This is a genomic window from Halomonas lysinitropha (assembly GCF_902500215.1).
Taxonomy (GTDB): Bacteria; Pseudomonadota; Gammaproteobacteria; order Pseudomonadales; family Halomonadaceae; genus Halomonas; species Halomonas lysinitropha.
Genome location: NZ_CABVOU010000046.1, coordinates 278082 through 299014, shown reverse-complemented (window position 1 = coordinate 299014; position 20933 = coordinate 278082). Strand labels below are relative to the sequence as shown.

20 protein-coding genes are annotated in these 20933 nt (G+C 64.1%); 7 read left to right on the top strand and 13 right to left on the bottom strand.

The features are described 5' to 3' along the window. Window positions 1–37 precede the first annotated feature (37 nt). Entirely contained in the window at window positions 38–883 is an 846-nt protein-coding gene (locus HALO32_RS17305) for a formate dehydrogenase accessory sulfurtransferase FdhD (protein ID WP_151445136.1), read from the top strand. Window positions 884–886: 3 nt separating this feature from the next. On the opposite strand, the gene HALO32_RS17300 is transcribed toward HALO32_RS17305, so the two are convergent. Both HALO32_RS17300 and HALO32_RS17295 read right to left on the bottom strand, forming a co-directional pair. Further along, on the bottom strand, window positions 887–1522 hold the full coding sequence (locus HALO32_RS17300; protein ID WP_151445135.1) for a helix-turn-helix domain-containing protein: 636 nt from the start codon (window positions 1520–1522) through the stop codon (window positions 887–889). A gap of 155 nt (window positions 1523–1677) precedes the next feature. Beyond that, window positions 1678–2613, bottom strand: coding sequence for a histone deacetylase family protein (locus tag HALO32_RS17295; RefSeq protein ID WP_151445134.1), 936 nt, complete (start codon window positions 2611–2613; stop codon window positions 1678–1680). Between the two features lie 110 nt (window positions 2614–2723). Between HALO32_RS17295 and HALO32_RS17290 the strand changes: the two genes are divergently transcribed. Further along, window positions 2724–5471, top strand: coding sequence for a bifunctional acetate--CoA ligase family protein/GNAT family N-acetyltransferase (locus tag HALO32_RS17290; RefSeq protein ID WP_151445133.1), 2748 nt, complete (start codon window positions 2724–2726; stop codon window positions 5469–5471). Window positions 5472–5546: 75 nt separating this feature from the next. Here HALO32_RS17290 and pdxH read toward each other — a convergent pair whose 3' ends face one another. After that, a complete protein-coding gene (gene pdxH / locus HALO32_RS17285) occupies window positions 5547–6188 on the bottom strand; it encodes a pyridoxamine 5'-phosphate oxidase (RefSeq protein ID WP_151445132.1) in 642 nt (213 codons plus the stop codon). Between the two features lie 182 nt (window positions 6189–6370). Here pdxH and HALO32_RS17280 point away from each other — a divergent pair, with 182 nt between their 5' ends. After that, window positions 6371–7057 (top strand): cytochrome b/b6 domain-containing protein, encoded by a 687-nt coding sequence (locus HALO32_RS17280; RefSeq protein WP_151445131.1) that lies wholly within the window; start codon window positions 6371–6373, stop codon window positions 7055–7057. Window positions 7058–7128: 71 nt separating this feature from the next. Here the strand turns inward: HALO32_RS17280 and HALO32_RS17275 are convergent, their stop codons facing one another. The 5 genes from HALO32_RS17275 to HALO32_RS17255 all read right to left on the bottom strand — a co-directional run bounded on the left by HALO32_RS17275 (window position 7129) and on the right by HALO32_RS17255 (window position 9868). After that, a complete protein-coding gene (locus HALO32_RS17275; protein WP_151445130.1) occupies window positions 7129–7596 on the bottom strand; it encodes a c-type cytochrome in 468 nt (155 codons plus the stop codon). An 88-nt stretch (window positions 7597–7684) separates the two neighbouring features. After that, window positions 7685–8077, bottom strand: coding sequence for a DUF2069 domain-containing protein (locus tag HALO32_RS17270; RefSeq protein ID WP_151445129.1), 393 nt, complete (start codon window positions 8075–8077; stop codon window positions 7685–7687). Beyond that, entirely contained in the window at window positions 8074–8697 is a 624-nt protein-coding gene (wrbA, locus tag HALO32_RS17265) for an NAD(P)H:quinone oxidoreductase (RefSeq protein ID WP_151445128.1), read from the bottom strand. Before wrbA ends, HALO32_RS17270 begins: the two co-directional genes overlap by 4 nt. 191 nt (window positions 8698–8888) lie before the next feature. Then, window positions 8889–9350, bottom strand: a complete 462-nt coding sequence (locus HALO32_RS17260; protein WP_151445127.1) for an MgtC/SapB family protein — start codon at window positions 9348–9350, stop codon at window positions 8889–8891. A gap of 101 nt (window positions 9351–9451) precedes the next feature. Next, entirely contained in the window at window positions 9452–9868 is a 417-nt protein-coding gene (locus tag HALO32_RS17255; protein WP_151445126.1) for a gamma-glutamylcyclotransferase family protein, read from the bottom strand. Between the two features lie 116 nt (window positions 9869–9984). Between HALO32_RS17255 and smrA the strand changes: the two genes are divergently transcribed. After that, window positions 9985–10578, top strand: coding sequence for a DNA endonuclease SmrA (gene smrA / locus HALO32_RS17250; protein WP_151445125.1), 594 nt, complete (start codon window positions 9985–9987; stop codon window positions 10576–10578). 73 nt (window positions 10579–10651) lie between these two features. Here smrA and HALO32_RS17245 read toward each other — a convergent pair whose 3' ends face one another. The 3 genes from HALO32_RS17245 to metH all read right to left on the bottom strand — a co-directional run bounded on the left by HALO32_RS17245 (window position 10652) and on the right by metH (window position 16773). After that, the gene (locus HALO32_RS17245; protein ID WP_151445124.1) at window positions 10652–11185 is read right to left on the bottom strand and encodes a DUF934 domain-containing protein; all 534 of its coding nucleotides are present in this window, start codon (window positions 11183–11185) and stop codon (window positions 10652–10654) included. Then, window positions 11175–12830 (bottom strand): nitrite/sulfite reductase, encoded by a 1656-nt coding sequence (locus tag HALO32_RS17240; RefSeq protein WP_151445123.1) that lies wholly within the window; start codon window positions 12828–12830, stop codon window positions 11175–11177. Before HALO32_RS17240 ends, HALO32_RS17245 begins: the two co-directional genes overlap by 11 nt. 223 nt (window positions 12831–13053) lie before the next feature. Next, complete coding sequence (metH, locus tag HALO32_RS17235) at window positions 13054–16773, bottom strand: methionine synthase (protein WP_151445122.1); 3720 nt, start codon at window positions 16771–16773, stop codon at window positions 13054–13056. A 305-nt stretch (window positions 16774–17078) separates the two neighbouring features. On the opposite strand from metH, the gene nfuA reads away from it, so the two are divergent. Next, a complete protein-coding gene (gene nfuA / locus HALO32_RS17230; RefSeq protein ID WP_151445121.1) occupies window positions 17079–17669 on the top strand; it encodes a Fe-S biogenesis protein NfuA in 591 nt (196 codons plus the stop codon). Window positions 17670–17702: 33 nt separating this feature from the next. Here the strand turns inward: nfuA and HALO32_RS17225 are convergent, their stop codons facing one another. Beyond that, a complete protein-coding gene (locus HALO32_RS17225; RefSeq protein WP_192576543.1) occupies window positions 17703–18740 on the bottom strand; it encodes a DNA-binding protein in 1038 nt (345 codons plus the stop codon). 218 nt (window positions 18741–18958) lie between these two features. On the opposite strand from HALO32_RS17225, the gene HALO32_RS17220 reads away from it, so the two are divergent. Further along, entirely contained in the window at window positions 18959–20164 is a 1206-nt protein-coding gene (locus HALO32_RS17220) for a tyrosine-type recombinase/integrase (RefSeq protein WP_407646895.1), read from the top strand. Between the two features lie 27 nt (window positions 20165–20191). After that, window positions 20192–20620 (top strand): SufE family protein, encoded by a 429-nt coding sequence (locus HALO32_RS17215; RefSeq protein WP_151445118.1) that lies wholly within the window; start codon window positions 20192–20194, stop codon window positions 20618–20620. Here the strand turns inward: HALO32_RS17215 and yidD are convergent, their stop codons facing one another. Next, on the bottom strand, window positions 20621–20908 hold the full coding sequence (yidD, locus tag HALO32_RS17210) for a membrane protein insertion efficiency factor YidD (protein WP_151445174.1): 288 nt from the start codon (window positions 20906–20908) through the stop codon (window positions 20621–20623). Window positions 20909–20933 lie beyond the last annotated feature (25 nt).

The following is a 20933-nucleotide window of genomic DNA, read 5'->3' as shown; positions in this document are numbered from 1 at the left end:
CATCATCGTCAATCAACGTTCTGTCGAGGAGCCGTGGATGCATGACATCAGCCTGAGTCGGGCGCGCCTGCCTGCCACCCTGGAAATCGAGGTACTCGACGAATTCGGGGCGCTCAAACAACAGGCCATCGCCGCGGAACGGGCCCTGACCCTCTACCTCAACAAGCGGGAAATCGTCACCCTGATGACTTTGGGTGCCGATCCCGAGGCCCTGGTGGTCGGCTACCTGCGCAACCAGGGATTACTCGCCGACCAGCAGGACCTCCAGGCGGTGCATGTGGATTGGGCGGTGGAGGCCGCTGCCGTGGTCACCCGCCATCTGCCGGAGGATCTGGAGGAGCGCCTGGGTCAGCGCACGGTGACCACCGGCTGTGGACAGGGAACGGTCTTCGGCCGATTGCTCGACGCGACCTCGCTGCAGCCGTTACCCGCCACCGTGATGCGTCAGTCGGTGCTCTACCGGCTGCTGGACAACCTGGGTGCCTACAACGAGACCTATCGCAGTGCCGGTGCCGTGCACGGCTGCGCGCTGTGTCGCCAGGAGGCGGTGCTGGACTTCGTCGAGGACGTGGGGCGGCACAATGCCGTGGACACTCTGGCCGGCCGCCAGTGGCTGGCGGCGGCGAAAAGCACCGATGCCGACATCTTCTACACGACTGGCCGGTTGACGTCGGAGATGGTGCTCAAGGTGGCGCAGATGGGGATCAGCGTGCTGGTATCGCGGTCGGGAGTGACCCAGAAGGGCGTGGAACTGGCCGAGCGCTTCGGCGTGTTGCTGATTGCCCGGGCCAAGGGACGCCACTTCCAGGCGATTCATGGCGATAGCCGGCTGGAACTCGATGCCATGCCGCCGCGTCGGCCGGGTGATCGAGCACGCGGGTGAGCCTCAGGCGCTGCTATCGCCCCGCGTACAGACCGACAGCACCACGGCATCGGTCTCGCTGACAGAGACCAGGGCATGGCCCATGGCGCTGTCGAAATAGATGCTGTCGCCGCTGACCAGGGCCAGGGGTTCGTAATACTGGGTGTAGAGTCGTATCTCGCCGTCGAGCACCATCAGGAACTCCTCGCCGTCGTGACGCACCCATTCGCCGAACTCGTCAAAGGCACGTGCCCTGACGATGGTCTTGAAGGGGATCATGCGCTTCTGGGCGAGCTCGCAGCTGAGCAACTCATGCTCATAGGTCGGGGTGGGGTGGCGCTGGCCCTCGCCTCGGCGAGTGAGGTCGCGACGCCCCATGCTGGGTGGCTGGACCCTGGGGGGCGAGAGCAACTGCGGCAGATCGATACCCAGGCCATTGATCAGCTTCTGCACCACCGTGAAGGTCGGGGAGATCTGATTGTTCTCGATCTTGGAGAGGGTGGAGCGCGCCAGACCGGTGCGCTGGCTGACGTCCTCCAGCGTCCAGTGCTGAGCCAGACGAATCTCCTTGAGGCGCTCGCCTAGGCGCAGGGGTTCGACGAAGGGCTTGCGACCGGCGGCGATGCGCAGGGCGGCGTCCTGATCGGTGGTGGCGGTCATGCGCTGTTCACTATCGGAAACGAGGTTTCTCCAAGCCTACCACAATCGCCGATCGTGGCCCCACGTCAGCGACGTCGCCATGTCATGGGGCGACGTCGCTATCACGCCAAGGGGGAAGTAACAGCATGTTTCCCGGTGCCGGGAAACACAGCGGGTCACTCGCCGAAGGGCAGCCCGAGCAGGGCCTTGAGATGTGCTTCGGCGCTACGCCCCAGGGAATCGAGGTCATAGCCGCCTTCCAGCACCGATACGAGCCGACCGTCGGCATAGAGTGCGGCGATTTCCAGTGCCATATGGGTGACCCAGTGGAAGTCCTCGTCTTCCAGGCTGAGTTCCGCCATGGGGTCTTCGCGATGGGCATCGAAGCCCGCCGAGACCAGCACGATCTCCGGCTTGAAGGCATGCAGGGCAGGCAGCCAGTCGTCCTCGATCGCCTTGCGGAAGGCGGCACTGTCGGTGCCGGCGTGCAAGGGCGTGTTGACCACATTGTTCCACTCGCTGCGCAGGTATCGCCAGGGATAGAAGGGATACTGGAAACTCGTGCAGACCAGCACCTCGGGGTCATCCTTGAAGATATCGATGGTCCCGTTGCACTGGTGCACGTCGAAGTCGAGGATGGCGACCTTGCGAGCCCCGTACTTGGCCTTGGCATGGGCCGCCCCCACCGCCACGTTGTTGTAGAAACAGAACCCCATGGCGTCGGTGGCTTCGGCATGATGCCCTGGAGGGCGCACCGCGCAGAAGACGTTGTCGGCCTGTTGCCGGAACACCTGGTCGACGCCTCGCACTACGGCGCCCGCTGCCACTCTTGCCGCCTTCAAGCTGTCCGGGTTCATCATGGTGTCACTGTCGAGCGTGACAATGCCGTGTTCCGGTACACACTTGTCCAGCGCCCGCAGATGGCGAAGCGGATGGACCCGTGCCAGCTGCTCCTCGGTCGCCTCCACGGCATCCGATTGCATGGTCTGCTGCAGCACGCCAGAAAGCATCAGCCTTGCCCGGATGGCATCCAGCCGCAATGGACTTTCAGGATGTTCGGGGCCCATGTGATGCAAGTGGCAGTTGGGGTGGGTAATGTAGGCGGTAATCATGCACTGGCTCCGAAATGACTGAGCTCACCTTAATCGTGATGCCCGCTTGCAGGACAGTGTCAATAAGTCTTAGACAATGAAGGGCAACGTCTCTTCAGGGAGGATCTCGCGTGAGCACCCGCTTCCTGCGCCATTTTTTTGAGCCCGGCACCATCGCGGTGATCGGAGCATCCGAAAAACCCTATTCCATGGGCGGACTGGTGATTCGCAACCTCCAGGAAGGCGGCTTCGCCGGGAGTGTCTTTGCGGTTAATCCCAAGGACTATGACGCGGTCTTCGGGGCACCCTGTGTCTCCCGGGTCTCGCAGCTGCCCGAGGTGCCGGACCTGGCGGTGATCTGCTCACCGGTGGAGACGGTTCCTGACCTGATCGAAAGACTGGGGCGTTTCGGTGTCAAGGCAGCACTGGTGTTGTCGGGTGGTGCGCATCTCGACGATGAGCATGACAACAAGGAGTCGCTGCGTAGCCGCATGCTCGGCGCCGCCCGGTCGTCGGGGATTCGCGTTCTAGGGCCCGAATGCATGGGGCTGATCGTCCCGGGACGCAAGCTCAATGCGTCTTATGCCAGCAAGCCGGTGAAGTCCGGTCGCGTGGCCTATCTCGGCCAGTCGGGAATGCTCGGCAATGCCATGATCGACTGGGCTGCCGGCCGTGGCATCGGCTTCTCCCACCTGCTCACGGTGGGGGACAGCGTCGACGTCCTGCTCCCTGACCTGATGGACTACATCAATCAGTTTTCTCCGGCCCAGGCGATCCTGCTCCATCTGGAGCGCATCATGGATGCCCAGCACTTCATGACCGCGCTGCGTGATGCCTCGCGCAACCGCCTGGTGCTGGCCATCAAGAGTGGACGCACCGCGGAGTCCGACATTTCCGGCTTGCCGCCGACACCCGGTATCGCCAATCGTGACCAGATCTTCGATGCCGCCTTCGCGCGAGCCGGGGTAGTGAGGGTCGACGACTCCGACGAGCTTTTCGATGCTCTGGAGACGCTGTCGCGGATGAAGCCCCTGAAAGGCGACCGCCTGGCCGTGGTGTCGAATGGCCTGGGGCCGGCGATGCTGGCTATCGACAAGCTGATCAACGCCGGGGGCAGACTGGCACATTTCAGCGAAGAGACGCGAGATGCCTTGCGCCGCGACGACTTCGACATGAGCAAGCCCGGCGAGAACCCCGTTGACCTGGGCGGCAATGCCACCCCGGAGAGACTCGTGGAGGCGCTGGAAATCGTGGCGGCCGACAAGAGCGTGGACGCGGTGCTGGTCGTCCATGCTCCTACCCGCCTGGCCCCATCGAAGACCACAGCTCAGGCAATCATTGCGGCACGCAAGCGTTTTCGGCGCAACCTGCTGACCAGCTGGATGGGACTGGAGGAGGCCGTGTCGGCTCGCCACGAGTGCAATCTGGCCGGCATCCCCACCTACATATCCCCGGAGAAGGCGGTGAAGGCCTTCATGCACATGGTCGACTATCAGCGGGTACAGGCGCTGCTCCAGGAAATTCCGCCGAGCCTGCCCTTTGCGACCACCCCGGAGATCCGCCGACGCTGCCGGTCGCTGATCGAGGAGGCCCAGGAGGCCGGGCGCGAGTGCCTGTCGCACTCCGAGACGGCGCAGGTTCTGGAGGCCTACGGGCTCCCGGTAGCACCCAGCCGCTACCCGCAGACCGCCGAGGAAGCCGCCGAGGCGGCCGCCGCCTTCGACGGCTCCATGGCGCTCAAGGTCATCCACGAGGGAAACTGTCACCCTTTCCGATATCGCCAGCATCCGCACAAGATTTCCGCCGGACTGATTCAGGACCTGGCGAATCCGGCGCAGGTCGCCCAGGCCGTGGATCGTCTGGGTAACAAGATGAAGGAGAAGTTTCCGGACTTCACGGTCCGCGAGTACTGTCTGCAGAGCATGCAGCGCGGCAAGCACTCCATGCAGCTGTGCGCCGGCATCACCCGTGATCCGATCTTCGGGCCGGTGATCGTGTTCGGTATCGGCGGCTACAAGGTCAATATCCTGGCCGACCGTCAGGTGGCACTGCCACCGCTCAACATGAGCCTGGCCGCGGACGTGGTGGGCCGCACTCACGCCGCCCGACTGATTCGCGAACACTCCAGCCATTCCGAACGCGACCTGGAGCGGCTCTGCGAGCTGCTGGTGAAGTTGTCACAGATGGCCAGCGACCTCACGCAGTTGAGGGGTCTGGAGCTCAATCCGCTCTTGCTGAACCGTGATGGCGTGGTGGCGGTGGATTTCGCCATGGACCTCGGCCCCTCCGCACGTTTTGCGATCATGCCCTATCCCGAGGAACTTCGGGAGTGGGTGACGCTCAAGAACGGCTGGCAGGTTGAGGTTCGCCCGATCCGCGCCGAGGATGCACCGCTGATCACGCGTTTCCACGAGCAGCTTTCCGAGGAGAGCATCCGCTTTCGCTACTTCCACAACAAGGCTGACCTCACCAAGCGGGATCTGTCGGCTCTGTCGCACATCAACTACGATCGTCAGATGGCCTTCATCGCCGAGCACCTTCAGGATGACGGCAGCAAGGAAATGCTCGGGGTGGTCCGCGTATGGAACGATCCGGACAATATCCGTACCGAATTCTCGGTGATCATTCGTGATGATCTTCAGGGGCTGGGTATCGGTAGCCTGCTGATGAAGAAGATGATCAGCTACTGCAAGAGCGTGGGCACCCTGGAGATGATCGGCAAGATCATGATCGACAACCACCCGATGCGTGCGCTCATGAAGCATCTGGGCTTCAAGCAGCGCTACAACATGGAAGAGCAGGTGGTGGATGCGGTATTGCGGCTCAACGAGCCGGAGAGCGAATGGCAGAGACACCGTCTGGAGAGTCTGCCCGACTGAGACGGCCCGCCGGCAGGGACAACGGCCCGTACCGACCGGTGGGGGCCGTTCATGGTAGTCAAACGATACTTGCGATCAGGGCGCCAGGCGGAATCGGTGCCAGTTGCCGTCGCGTCGCTCATAGCGGATGCGATCGTGGAGACGGCTTGGTTGGCCCTGCCAGAACTCGATCATGTCGGGAATCACCCGATACCCACCCCAATGGATGGGACGGGGAATGGTCTGCCCCTCATAGGCTCGCTCGAAGCGCTGTTCGCGCTCTTCGAGCCAGGTGCGACCCGGAATCACCACACTCTGGGTGGCCACCCAGGCACCCAGCTGGCTACCGCGCGGGCGGGTGGCAAAGTAGTCATCCGACTCTTTCGGAGGGACCTGCTCCACACGTCCTTCGACACGCACCTGACGGGAGAGCGACGGCCACCAGAAGACCAGGGCCGCATGGGGCACATTGGTCAGCTCACTGCCCTTGTGACTGTGGTAATTGGTGTAGAAGGTCAACCCCTGATCATCGACCCCCTTGAGAAGCACGATACGAGCGTGGGGCCGTCCCTGGCTGTCGGCAGTGGCCAGGGTCATGGCATTTCCGTCGTCACCTTCGGTGTCCAGCGCCAGGGTCAGCCACTCGTCGAACATCGTCATGGGTGAGTCGGGGGTAGAAGACTCTTCGAGCTGGCCGCCTTCGTAGTCGCGCCGGATGTCGGCAATCTTGCGTGTCATGACCATCTCCTCAAACTTTATGCCATGTTCGCCGCTTGCCGGGGCGAGCTCAATACCCCCGCACGGCCGGACGGCGGATATTTTCCGCTAAGCTTATGATCCCGCACCGTTGCATCGTCATCCAGTGGGCGCCAGTCTCTCTTGACAGCAAGGAGTATATTTCAGAGGCGCAAGGAGCTTGCATGATGCACCAAGTGAAAGTCTGGGACTTGCCGATTCGCCTGTTTCACTGGGCCCTGGTCAGTACCGTGGGTCTTTCCTTCTATACCATGAAGACCGGCGGCGCGCCCTTCGCGTTTCCCGTAGAGATTCATGCCCGGGCCGGGCTGATCGTGCTGGGCCTGCTGCTCTTTCGCTGGGGCTGGGCTCTGGCGGGTAGCCATCATGCGCGGCTATGGCATTTTCTCCATGGTCCAGACGCCATACTGACCTACCTGCGAGCCCTGCGGCGTGGTCCACTGCCGCCCTATGCTGGCCACAATCCTCTCGGTGGCCTCGCGGTGCTGGCCATGCTGCTGTCACTGAGTTTTCAGGCGCTCAGCGGACTCTTCCTCAGTGACGATATCTTTTTCCAGGCACCGCTGCATGACCGGGTCCCGACCGATGTCAGCGATACCCTGCGCACTCTGCACCACTGGAATGCCCAGCTGCTGATCGTGCTGGTCGTCCTTCACCTGGTGGCACTGGTGGTGCATCGGCTCAAGGGGGAGCGCCTGGTGGGGGCCATGGTGACGGGCCGCAAGCGACTACCCGCGCGTCCCGAAGACCAGGCAGGCGAAGGCGCCACTCCCGCCCATGGCAGTGCCTGGCTGGCAGCGGCGCTGGTTGCGATTGCTATAGCGATCGTGGGCTGGCTATGGCAGCTTTGATACCGGCAAGTGGACGAATCACCGAGGCGACTCCTTGGCGTGTCGCCTCTGCATAACGCCCAAGCGCCGGATCACTCGGCACGATAGTTGTCGTGACAGCCCTTGCAGGTCTCGCCAACGGTTGCCACCTGGCGGCGCATGGCGGCGAAGTCATCTTCCTGGGCGAGCTCGGCCAGAGCGGCGGTTTCCTCGACCAGGGTCTGCTGCCGCGACTCGAAGTCCTCCCGGTCATCGGCGATCTCGGCCAGGGCATCGGTGTCGACGCCATGGCCGTCACCCTGCAGGGACCCCTCGATGAAACCCTCCCACGGCAGATGGGCCACGGCGGCGAGGTTCTCGGCACGGCGTCTGAATTCCTCGGCGTCGTAATCGATCTTGCCCTGAGCCATATCACCCAGCGGGCCGATCTGCCAGGCCATGACGCCCAAGGCGTCCTGGCGATACTCGATGGCCTTGTCGACATCGGCCTGGCTGGTCGAGGCGAGAAGACCGCAGGTCGAGAGGGTGGCAGCGATGAGGGTAGGGCGTTTCAGGTCCATCACGATCTCCGTTTCGTGTCCAGTAGGGTCATGGCCGGTGGTCCGTTGACCCCGGTTATGCTCAGCCTAGCAGTTCCTTTGCCCGCCGCTAGCCCGCCTGCAGCTGTCGGCTGCGGAAGCGGGCATACGCCGTGCAGCCGACGAACAGCGCCAGGGCAATCAGGGCCTCGGCACTGCCGCGCAGTTCCTGGCCAGGCAGGGTGGCGACCATGACCCCCTGAGTGAAGTAGAGCAGGCTGACGAAGGCCAGCCAGGCATGACCCCTGGGACGCCGCGTGAGGATCGAGGGGAGGAAGAGCACCAATGGCATCACGAATATCAGTAGCGGCACCAGCGCATTGCCATCGGTGGTAACGATCATCCCCCGATAGACCATCAGCACAAGCAACAGCCCGTAACTGCCCAGTACCAGCCGGCGAGCCCCCTCGGTCAGTCGGTCGAGCCCCTTGCGGGCTTCCAGTCGCTCCAGCCACTGTCTCATAAGGCCTCCCGACGTGAGGCCTCGAGCGCCAGGGCCAGCCTGGCCAGCCGTTTGCCCTGGGCAAAGGCCAGGTGGCGCTCATGCTCGTCCAGCGGCCGGTCGCTACGCTTGCCGGCGAGGTGGCTCGCGCCGTAGGGCGTGCCACCCGCATTCGTCTCCATCAATTCGATCTCGCTGTAGGGCAGACCGGCGTAGACCATGCCGTGGTGCAACAGTGGCAGCAGCATCGAGACCAGCGTGGTCTCCTGGCCACCATGCAGGCTGGAGGTCGAGGTGAAGGCGGTGGCAGGCTTGTCGACCAGGGCGCCCCCGAGCCATAGCTCGCTGGTGCCATCGACGAAGTACTTGAGCGGAGCGGCCATGTTGCCGAAGCGCGTCGGGCTACCGATGGCCAGGCCCGCGCAGTGGCGCAGGTCATCCAGGCTGGCATAGACAGCCCCTTCGTCGGGAATCTCGGGATCGACAGCCTCGCAGGTGGCCGAGACCGGCGGTACGGTACGCAGGCGCGCCTCGATGCCCGGGCAGGACTCGACGCCGGCAACCAGGCGTTCTGCCATGGCGCGGGTGGCGCCATGGCGCGAGTAGAAAAGGACAAGCACGTAGGGGCGGTGTTCGGTCATGGGGATTCCTGATGGACTGAGAAGAAAGAGGGGCGCGCACGGGAAATCATCCGAGAAGGCTCATACCTGTCGTGATCGGGATCAGCCTGGCGCGAGCGTGAAGAAGAAAGAGGGAGCCCGCACGCGTCCTTCTGACTTGAGCAAAGAGAGGCATTGTAGGCCGCGGCCGAATCCCGCCACAACCGAGCGGGTCAGTCTCTGCCTCGGTGATTGGGGAAAGTGCGCTCGATGGCTCCCAGTACCGACATGATCACCAGCGCCATGATGGTCACCATGGAAGCCAGAGCAAAATTGTCGACCCCGGCCGCGACGCCGATTGCACCAGCCAGCCAGATCGAGGCCCCCGTGGTGATGCCGTGGACACTGGCACCGCTGCGGATGATGCTGCCGGCACCCAGGAAGCCGATGCCCCCGATCACCCCTTCGACAATGCGAGTGGGGTCGATGCGCGCGGAGGGATCACCCTCGGCGGTGGCGAACAGGATCTCCAGGCCCACGATCAGGAAGGCCGCGGCCCCCAAGGCCACTAGCATGTGCGAGCGCAACCCTGCGGACTTGCCGCGTAACTCGCGCTCCAGGCCCAGCACCAGCGCCAGGCCCGCAGCCACGCCCAGGCGAGAAAACATATCGAACAGCGAGATCTCGGATTCCATGGCATCCCCGTTATTCGAATACATCGTTAAATGAGCGTGGCTTGGCAGCCATGTGAGTTCATCAACGGAACTGATCAACACTTTCGCTAAGATTGCCTTACTTAATCAAGTCGTTGGTATACCCACACGCGTCGTCCATCCGACAGCGTCATGCGAACGCGTTCATAGCGAATGCCTAGCCTCTCGTAGCGATCCAGGCGCTCGAGTTCTTCGGCCTTCACGCGCAGCAACAGCCCTTCGACCCGTGCCCCGGGTGCCGGCGACAAATCGAGGCCCGTGCGCTCGACGTCCTCCAGCACGGCGGGCTCGGGGTCGCCGGCGCGGCCATAGACTAGCCAGCGAACTGGCGCATGGGTGAGAGTGCCGTACACGAAGACCCGGTGGGGGCCTTCCTGGACCGGGTCCAGATGGTCGGGGCGATCATAGGTCCAGGGACTCAGCATGGACAGCCACAGCCAGCCGGCCAGAACGAGCAGGAGACCGAAGGTCAGGGCGCCCAGCCACTTGAGGGTTCGCATAAGGCATCCTTTTCGTGGGAAGACGGGGCATCTTGCCATGATCGCCCCGGCGGCTTAAGCCGCCGGGGCGGCTCTGCTAGGATGTGTTTTCCTAATCACGTCCGGGAGGTGCCCCCATGAGCCAGGCGAATCGAAACGACATGGATTTCCGGGCGCTGATGGAGGATGTGCGCCCCTTGAACCGCGCCACCAACCGGGCCGACCCCGGGCGGACACGCGATGAGCCCAGCGAAGCCCAACTGGCCAGGCGCGCAAGTGCCTCGGCCGAGACGTCGCATCGCGACTTTCTCTCCGACGACTTCGTCGACCTGGTACCGCCCTTCGACCCCCTGACCTTCCACCGCAACGGCATCCAGCAGGCGGTGGTGGATCGCCTCCGCCACGGCGGCTATCCGGTGCAGGCCAGCCTGCACCTGCTGCGTCGACCACTGGAGGAGTGCCGCCGCCTGCTGCCTCCCTTCATCCGCGAGGCCTACGCTCATGACTTGCGCTCGGTGCTGATCGTCCATGGACGTGGGCGCGAGATCGATAGTCCAGCCAATGTGTTGCGATCCTACCTGGCGAAGTGGCTCGGGGCGTTCGACGAGGTCCAGGCCTTCGTCTCGGCGGGCCAGGCAGACGGTGGTCTGGGGGCCACCTGGGTGATGCTGCGCAAGAGCGAGCGGGCGAGATCGGCCAATCGCGAGCGTCAGCAGAAGCGGCGCGGCTAAGGCGAACCCGCGAAATATGAACGGCCCGGCACAGGATGCCGGGCCGTTCGTTGTCAGCATGGCGTACCGGATGTCAGGCGTGACCATTCTCGCGCAGACGACGCTCGAAGATCGCCTCGCCCATGTCCACCGCTGGCTGGTAGCTGACGCTGAAGGCTCCCAGGGCGCGAAGGGCGTCTTCGAGCTGCTGATCTTCGCGCAGGGCCAGGGCATCGAAGCCGCAGCGGGTCATGTAGAACAGCTGGTCGACCAGGACGTCACCGATGGCGCGCACCTCGCCCCCATAGCCGTAGCGTTCCCGAAGCAGGCGGGCCAGGGTGTAGCCCCGGCCGTCGGTGAAGGCGGGAAAGTCGATGGCCACCAGTGGTGCGGCGCTGAGCGCGGCGGCCAGGGTATCGTCCAGCTCGGTATCACTGGGCAGCCAGGGGGCGAGTCCCTCCTCGCCGGGGAGCTGCTGCCAGAGGGTGAACGGCACGATCACCGGACGGCGTGACGGCATTGCCTGTTCATCGCGTGACAGCGCCCATTCGTCCTGTTCTGGCTGTCCCATCTTGATCAGGGTACGGGCGTGTTCGAGCTGCTGATCTGGCGCGTTGTCATTTGGCATAGACCCGCTCCTTGAATGGCTTGAGACCGATACGGCGATAGGTATCGAGAAAGCGCTCATCCTCGTGTCGCTGCTCCACATAGACTTCCAGTACCTTGTCGATCACGTCGGGAACATCCTCACGGAAGAAGGAGGGACCGAGGATCTTGCCGAGCGAGGCGTCATCGGTCGAGTTGCCGCCAAGCGAGACCTGATAGTACTCCTCCCCCTTCTTGTCGACGCCGAGGATGCCGATGTGGCCGACGTGGTGGTGCCCGCAGGCGTTCATGCAGCCGGAGATATTGAGGTCGAGCGGCCCCAGGTCGTAAAGGAAGTCGAGATCCTCGAAGCGCTCCTGGAGTGCCTGGGCGATGGGGATCGACACCGCATTGGCCAGGCTGCAGAAATCACCGCCCGGGCAGCAGATGATGTCGTTGAGGGTGCCCACGGTGGGGTTGGCAATGCCCAGGGCGTCCAGTTCCCGCCATAGCATCTCGAGATCGTCCACCGGCACGTCCGAGAGCACCAGGTTCTGTTCATGGGTGACCCGAATCTCGCCGAAACTGAAGCGATCCGCGAGGTCGGCCACCGCCTCCATCTGGTCGGCGGTGACGTCACCCGGCGCATGCTCTCGGCGTTTGAGCGACAGGGTGACGGCCTTGTAGCCGGGTACCCTGTGGTCGGTGACGTTGTTGGTGACGAACCTTGCGAAGGCACGATTCTCGGCGCGAAGCCGCTCGAAGTCGGCGATTGCCGTGTCGCCGACGGGGCGACGTTCGGGTTCGGGAAAGTGGCCACGAGCGGCCGTCACGGCGGCGGGCGTCAGCGTCTGGGGGCCATCCTTGAGGTGGGCCCACTCGGCCTCGACACGGCGCCGAAACTCTTCGATGCCCAATGCCTTGACCAGGATCTTGATACGCGCCTTGAACTTGTTGTCGCGGCGGCCGAACTGGTTGTAGACCCGCACGCACGCTTCGAGATAGGTGAGCAGGTGCTGCCAGGGCAGATCATCACGTACCACATCGCCGATCATCGGCGTGCGCCCCAGGCCTCCGCCGGCCAGCACCCTGACCTTGAGTTCGTCCTGCTCATTGCGCCACAGACGCAGGCCGATATCGTGGACCTGGATGGCGGCACGGTCCTCCGCCGCACCGCTCACCGCGATCTTGAACTTGCGCGGCAGGAAGGCGAACTCCGGGTGCAGGGTCGACCATTGGCGAATCAGTTCGCACCAGGGGCGCGGGTCCTCCACCTCGTCGGCGGCAATACCCGCGAACTGGTCACTGGTGGTGTTGCGAATGCAGTTGCCACTGGTCTGGATGGCATGCATCTGGACCTCGGCCAGTTCGGCGAGAATAGACGGCACATCTTCCAGGGCCGGCCAGTTCAGCTGCAGGTTCTGGCGCGTGGAAAAGTGTCCGTAGCCGCGGTCATAGCGGCGCGTGATCGCCGCCAGGCGCCGGAGCTGATGGCTGCCGAGCATGCCGTAGGGGACAGCAATGCGCAGCATGGGCGCATGCTTCTGGATATAGAGGCCGTTCTGCAGTCGCAGTGGACGGAACTCGTCTTCCCCGAGGCGGCCGGCCAGGTGGCGATCCATCTGGTCGCGGAATTGAGCGACGCGCTCATCCACGAGAGTCTGGTCGTAGGTGTCGTACCGATACATTCAGGCGTTTCCTGCAGGTCGAAGCGGGTGAAGGAGAATGCCGAGAAGGGCAACATACTCCTCTTCCTATATTCTATGAAAGAATAAATAATCATAGAATTTAATTAAAAGGTTATCAATCGGCAGGACTATGCCGCGGATTGGCCGGCAGCGCCTGGGCTCGGGCAGCAGCCGTGTTCCTGGCAGGCGAGGGCAGGCGGCCCGCCGCAGCGGACCGGAAGGGTCAGGCCGGGTCGTAGGAGAGCACCGGCGCGAGCCAGCGCTCGAGTTCCTCTACGGTCATGCCCTTGCGTCTGGCCAGCGCCTCGACCTGGTCCCGGGTGATCTTGCCGGTGGAAAAATATTTCGACCGTGGGTGGGAGAAATACCAGCCGGCCACTGCGGCCGCGGGCCACATGGCGAAGTTCTCGGTGAGCGTGAGGCCGGCAGTGTCCGTGGCCCGGAGCAGGCGGAAGAGGGTCGCTTTCTCGGTGTGATCGGGGCAGGCCGGGTAGCCGGGTGCCGGGCGGATACCCTGATATTTCTCGGCGATAATCGCATCATTGTCCAGGGTCTCGTCCGGCACATAGCCCCAGAACTCCTTGCGCACCCGCTCGTGCAGGCGCTCGGCAAAGGCCTCGGCCAGGCGGTCGGTGAGCGACTGGATCAGGATGGCGTTGTAGTCGTCGCCAGCGGCCTTGTACTGCTCGGCAAGAGCCTCCACGCCATGTCCGGTAGTGACGGCGAAACCGCCGATCCAGTCGGGCTTGCCGTTCGGCTCTCCATTCACGTCGTAACGGGGGGCGATAAAATCCGCCAGGCTGTGGCAGACGCCGTCGCGGTTCTTGGTGGTCTGCTGCCGGATGTGATGCAGCCGCTCGACCACTTCACTGCGTGACTCGTCGGCATAGACTTCGATGACGTCGTCATCGACGCTGTTGGCCGGCCACAGGCCGATCACGCCGCGGGCCTGAATGCGCTTCTCGTCGATCAGCTTGCGCAACATCGCTCGGGCATCGTCGAAAAGACTGCGAGCCGCCTCGCCGACCTTGGCATCGTCGAGGATCTTCGGGTACTTGCCGGCCAGCTGCCAGCTCATGAAGAAAGGGGTCCAGTCGAGGCGTTCGACCAGTTCCTCGATGTCATAGTCGTCGAACACCTGGAGGCCGGTGATGGCAGGCTTCGGCGGCGTGTAGCCGTCCCAGTCCATGGCCGGCTTGCGCTGGCGGGCCTCGGCGTAGGAGAGGTCGGCTGCCTTGGGGCGACGCTTGGCGTTGCGTTCGCGCACCGTTTCGTACTCGGCGCGAATCTCGTCGATGTAGGCCGGCTTGAGGGTCGGGGATAGCAGCTTGCCGGCCACCCCCACGGCCCGCGAGGCATCGGTGACGTAGATCACCGGATGCTCGTAACCGGGCTCGATCTTCACCGCGGTATGGGCCTTGGAGGTGGTGGCACCGCCGATCAGCAGCGGCAGGGCGAACCCCTGGCGCTGCATCTCCTTGGCCACGTAAACCATCTCGTCAAGCGACGGGGTGATCAGGCCGGAGAGGCCGATGATATCGGCATTCTCGTCGCGGGCGGTCTGCAGAATCTTTTCGGCGGACACCATCACCCCGAGGTCGATGACCTCATAGTTGTTGCACTGGAGCACGACGCCGACGATGTTCTTGCCGATGTCATGGACGTCCCCCTTGACCGTGGCCATGACGATCTTGCCCTTGGCCTGGGTGTCGGCACTCTTCTCGGCCTCGATATAGGGGATCAGGTAGGCCACCGCCTGCTTCATGACCCGGGCCGACTTGACCACCTGGGGCAGGAACATCTTGCCGGCACCGAAGAGGTCGCCGACCACGTTCATGCCGTCCATCAGCGGCCCTTCGATCACCTCGATGGGCCGTTCGGCGCGCTGCCGGGCGAGCTCGGTGTCCTCCTCGATGTAGGCCGTGACCCCCTTGACGAGGGAGTGGGCAATGCGCTTCTCGACTTCCCAGGAGCGCCACTCAAGGTCCTCTTTCTTCGCCGGGCCGCTGCCGTCACCCTTGTACTTGTCGGCCAGGTCCAGCAGTCGCTCGGTGCTGTCACTGCGCCGGTTGAGCACTACGTCCTCGACCGCCTCGCGCAGCTCGTTTGGCAGGTCATCATAGACGGCCAGCTGCCCGGCATTGACGATGCCCATGGTCAGCCCGGCGCGGATGGCGTGGTAGAGGAACACCGAGTGGATCGCCTCGCGCACCGGGTTGTTACCGCGGAAGGAGAAGGAGACGTTGGAGACGCCGCCCGAGACCAGGGCGTGGGGCAGGTGCTCGCGGATCCAGCGGGTAGCCTCGATGAAGTCCACAGCGTAATTGTCGTGTTCCTCGATGCCGGTGGCGATGGCGAAGATGTTGGGATCGAAGATGATGTCTTCCGGGGGGAAGTCGAGCTCGTCGACCAGAATTCGATAAGCCCGCCGGGAGATCTCGGTCTTGCGGGCGAAAGTGTCCGCCTGGCCCTGCTCGTCGAAGGCCATGATGATGATGGCAGCGCCATAGCGGTGGCAGCGGGTCGCCTGTTCGCGGAAGGCGTCCTCGCCCTCTTTCATCGAGATGGAGTTGACAACCGCCTTGCCCTGAACGCACTTGAGCCCTGCCTCGATGATCTCCCACTTCGAGGAATCGATCATGATCGGCACCCGGGCGATATCCGGTTCACCGGCGATCAAGTTGAGGAAATGCACCATGGCTTCCTCGGACTCGAGCATGCCCTCATCCATGTTGATATCGATGATCTGGGCGCCGTTCTCCACCTGTTCCAGGGCCACTTCCAGCGCGGTGGTGAAGTCCTCATCGACAATCAACCGCTTGAAACGCGCCGAACCGGTGACGTTGGTACGCTCGCCAACATTGACGAACAGCGAATCGGCATCGATGTTGAAGGGCTCGAGTCCGGAAAGGCGGCAGGCACGCGGCCGCTCGGGCACTCGACGCGGCGCCAGCCCCTGGATGGCGGCGTGGATCGCCGCGATGTGCTCGGGAGTGGAGCCACAGCAGCCGCCGATGATGTTGACCAGCCCGCTCTCGGCGAACTCGGCAACGATCGCCGCCATGTCTTCCGGCGTCTGGTCGTACTCGCCGAACTCGTTGGGCAGGCCGGCGTTGGGATGGGCCGAGACGAAAGTGTCGGCCTTGGTGGCAAGCTCCTCGACATAGGGCCGCAGCTCCTCGGCGCCCAGGGCACAGTTGAGCCCGATGGAGAGCGGCCTTGCATGGCGCACCGAGTTCCAGAACGCCTCGGTGGTCTGGCCCGACAGGGTGCGTCCAGAGGCGTCGGTGATGGTGCCGGAGATCATCACCGGCAGGCGTTCGCCGCGATGTGCGAAGACCTCTTCCAGGGCATAGATCGCCGCCTTGGCGTTGAGGGTGTCGAAGATGGTCTCGATCAGGATGAGGTCGGAGCCGCCTGCGATCAGTGCTTCGGCGGCCTCGCAATAGTTCTCGCGCAGGGCGTCGAAGGTAACATTGCGCTTGGAGGGATCATTGACGTCCGGCGACAGCGACGCGGTGCGCGATGTGGGGCCCAGCACCCCGGCCACGTAGCGAGGTACCCCGGTCTCTTCGGCCACGGCGTCACAGACCGCCCGAGCCAGGCGTGCCGACTCCCGGTTAAGCTCGGGTACCAGCGCCTCCATGCCGTAGTCGGACTGGGAGAGACGTGTGCTGTTGAAAGTGTTGGTCTCGACGATATCGGCCCCGGCTTCCAGGTACTGGCGATGAATACGCGTCACCAGGTCAGGGCAGGTCAGGGCTAGCAGGTCATTGTTGCCCTTGAGATCACTCGGCCAGTCGCTGAAGCGCTCGCCGCGAAACTCCTGCTCTGAGAGCCCGGCATTCTGCAGCATGGTGCCCATCCCGCCGTCCAGCATCAGGATGTGTTCGTTGAGGCGGTCGATCAGCGTGGCGGTCAGGGCAGTAGGTGCGGCGGCCATGGGTCGAATCAATCTCCAGCGTGGGGCATCAGGGGTCGTGCCTGCAGCGGGGCGCCTGGGGGTGTCCTGTCGTGGCTATACGCTGCGGGCGAGGGGCGGTCCTGCCGGGGTTCACTTCATCGGCAAGCCGTCGGGAACGGCTATCATCCTAGCAAAAGCCAGGGCGCCCCGGCAGGGGGCTGGATAAAACCCAGCAATTCAGTCGGGATTGTGTCGGCCGCACAGGTCGCTTACCATTGAGGGCATCACACTTTCTGTACATGTCGCGACGCCCCGCCGCGGCATGTCGCGATAGCGAGAGCACCATGAGCGACAGCATCCAGATCACCGACAGCGCCCAGGACTACCTTGCCGAACTGCTCGAGAAGCAGAACGTCGAGGGCATCGCGGTCCGCATCTTCATCACCCAGCCGGGTACTCCCTATGCCGAGACCTGCCTGGCCTACTGCCGGCCCGGCGAGGAAGAGCCCAGCGACGAGCTGCTGGAACTCGAGAAGCTCCGCGTCTACCTGGACAAGAACAGCTTGCCCTTTCTCGAGGAGGCCGTGGTCGATTTCAACGCCGATCGCATGGGCGGGCAGCTGACCATCAAGGCGCCCAACGCCAAGATGCCCAAGGTCAATGCCGACAGCCCGCTCGAGGATCGCGTCAACTATATCCTCTACAGCGAGATCAATCCGGGCCTGGCGTCCCACGGCGGCGAGATCAAGCTGGTTGAGCTGACCGAGGACCAGGTAGCCGTCCTGGCGTTCGGCGGTGGCTGCCAGGGCTGTGCCGCGGTGGATCTCACCCTCAAGGACGGCGTGGAAAGAACCCTGCTGGAGCGCATCCCGGAGCTCGCTGGCATTCGCGACGTGACCGACCATACGGACACCACCAACGCCTATTATCGGTAAGGCGTGAGCGCTAAATAGTGAGTGGTGAGTCGATCACTCCCGGGAATCTGAAGGCTCCGCCACGGCGGGGCCTTCATCGTCTTCGGGCACCTCGTCGTGAGTCCGGTCAGCTACCGGCGCCTGCCAGAGGCAGCGATGAAGCTGTGTCTCCAGGTCACGCAGGCGGCGCACCTGCTCCTCCAGCAGCTGCTTCTGCTCGTCGATACGCGCCTGCATCAGAACCTGCTCATGCTGCAGCGTCCGGCTGCGCTCCTCGGCCTGGTGTCGCGCCCATTCGGTCTCGCGGTGGCGCTTCTCCTCCTCGGCCAGGGCGCCGCGCGCTTCCTGCACGAGCTGCTGGGCCCGCTCCAGTCTCGTCTCGAGCTGCTGCAGCCTCTGAGCATGGCGCTTCTCAGCGGTCTGTCGTTCCTGACGCGCCTCGTCGAGCAGCCCCATCAGGCGCGATTCGCTGCTCTCGTGACGCTTTTCCTCCCGGGCCAGGCGTTCCTGATGGCGCGCGGCCTGCTCGGTCAGAGCCTGTTGCTGTTCACGTGCCTGGCGCTCGTGTTCCTGCTGCAGGCTCGCCAACTGCGACTCGAGTCGTGTCTGTCGGGTAGCGAGCTTCGACTCCCGTTCCGCCAGCGCATCGCGTTCAGCTTCTCGACGCGCCAGTTCGCCGCTCCGCTCCTCCAGGCGCTGCTCGGTGCGTGCCAGGTGGGCCGCCAGCGCCGACTCACGCTGTTCGGCGTCCTCGACCCGACGCGACGCCTCGCCGGCTTCCTCCCGAGCCGTCTCCACGCGACTCTCTGCCTCCACTCGATAGTGGGCAAGGGCCTCGTTGGCGGATGCCTGGGCCTTCTCCCACAGCGACTCCGCGAGTTCCTGCAGGGCCTCCGGCATGCCCCGGGGCGGGGGGAGGTCGCGATTCTGCTCACGCCGTGTCCGCCACTCCCTCAGGTGCTCGCTGATGGTCGTGAAGCTGCCGGTCCCGAGCACCTCGCGCACCTTGTGCACGCTGGGCGCCTCTCCCTTCTCCAGCAGGGCATCGATGGCCCGCTGAACATCCTCGTAACGCACGCCGCTGCGCGCCATGACCATCTCCTCGTGGTTGTCTGCCGGCTGTTTTCTGGGCGATCAGGGGATTGTATCCCCTGGCGTCTCGATATTGAAGGTAATTACGTACTACGTACAATGTAATTGTATTTATGAAACTCGATAGAAAATCAAGATTACGCGGCTTATCTTGATTTTTATGCCAGGAAGGCCTGATACTTGCCCAGCATGGAGTAAGGAGGGATATGGACAGTAGAGTGAGACCGGCTGCGCCCGGTGAGGTGCTGGGTGTGGCATCGACGGCACTTGAGCGATTGCCCGAAGAGACGGGGCAACGGCAAGGCCTGCATATCGCCGCCCGTACGGACGCCGAGGCCGTGACACAGTGGCTTGCGGAGTACCGGGCCTCTCCCCGGACCCGGCGCGCCTACCATCGCGAGGCGCAGCGACTGCTGCTGTGGTTGGATGAGCAGGGCAGGGGGCTCGATGCGCTGCGTCGGGAGGACCTGGACGCCTTCGAGGCTTTCCTGGCCGACCCGACCCCCGCCGAGCGCTGGATCGGGCCAGTGCGCCCGCGCCATGATCCGCGCTGGCGGCCGTTTCGCGGTCCGCTGTCGCCCGTCAGCCGCCGGCAGAGCCTGGTGATCCTGCAGGGCATGTTCGACTGGCTGGTGGAGGCGGGCTGGGTCCGCCATAACCCCTTCCGGCTGATGCGCGACAAGCGCCGCCGCCTGGATAACCGCCAGGGCGGGGTCGAGCGCTACCTGGAGCGCCCCCTCTGGGACTGGCTCTGGCGTTGGCTGAGCCGACCGGCGGAGGAGGGCGCCTCGTTTCGACACCGTTACGAGCTGACCCGGCGGCGCCTGGTCTTCGGCTTCGCCTACTTGCTGGCCCCGCGGATCAGCGAGATGAGCGCGGCGCGCATGAACGACTTCCAGCGCCGCGAGGGGCGCTGGTGGTGGCACGTGGTGGGGAAGGGCGACAAGGTGGCGCGCATCCCGGTACCGCCTGACATGATGGCGCTGCTCGGAGAGTGGCGCAGTACGCTGGGCCTGGCGGCGGAACTGTCGCCGGATGACGCCTCCCCCCTGCTGCGGTCGCTGGACGGCCGGCGCGGGTTGGGTGACAACCGCCTCTATCGGCTGGTCCGCGATGGCTTCAAGGAAGCGGCCGAGGCGCTCGAGGGGGAGGCAGGCGAGGCGGCGCAGGCCGAAGTGGGACGCCTGCGGCAGGCGACACCGCACTGGCTGCGGCATACGGCCCTGACCCATCAGGCGCAGGCCGGGGTGGAATTGCGCTATCTGGCCGCCACGGCGCGCCATTCGCGACTCGACACCACGGCGCGCTACCTGCACTCGGAAGACGAGGAGTGGCATCGCCAGCAGGCACAGCACGGGCTCGGGGTCACGGGGGAGGCGCCAACCCACGTCGAGCATCGAGATGGCAGCCGCGAACCGTTATAATACCGACAGACAATGCCAGGAGAGATCATGAGCGCCGAGACCACCGCCGAACAGGCTCAGCAGGAGCTTCTCGACGAATTCGAGATGTTCGACAACTGGATGGATCGCTACCAGTACATCATCGACATGGGCAAGCAGCTGCCGGCCTTTCCCGAGGAATGGAAAGTCGAAGAGCTGAAGATTCAGGGCTGCCAGTCCAATGTCTGGATGCATCATCGCCGTGATGGCGAGACCCTGCACTTCGATGCAGTCTCCGATGCTGCCATCGTCTCCGGGCTGATCGCCGTGCTGATGCGCATCTATAACGACCGCCATCCAGCGGACATCCGTGCCACCAGCCCACACTTCATGAAGGACCTGGGGCTCGATAAGCACCTGTCACCGACCCGAAGCAACGGCCTCAACGCCATGCTGGAGCGGATCTACCGCGTGGCCGAGGGGGAAGCGGCCGCCTGATCAGCGGTTGTCCGGCGGCAGGTCGTCCGTCCGGCACCGGAACTGCTCGTCCAGTTCCGGGTCTTCCCGGCAAAGCCGCTCGCTGGGTCCATCCGGGACCGGGTCGATGCCCCCTTCGCAGCCCGGGTGGCAACGGGAAATTCGCCGCACTGCCAGAATACCGCCCTTGAACGGGCCATGTACCTGCAGCGCCTCCAGGGTATAGTTCGAGCAGCTTGGCCAGTAGCGGCAGCGCGGCCCCAGCAGCGGGCTGAGCGTGAGCTGATAGAGCCTTACCGCGGCGATCATCAGCCAGCCGAGGGCCCCGCTTAGC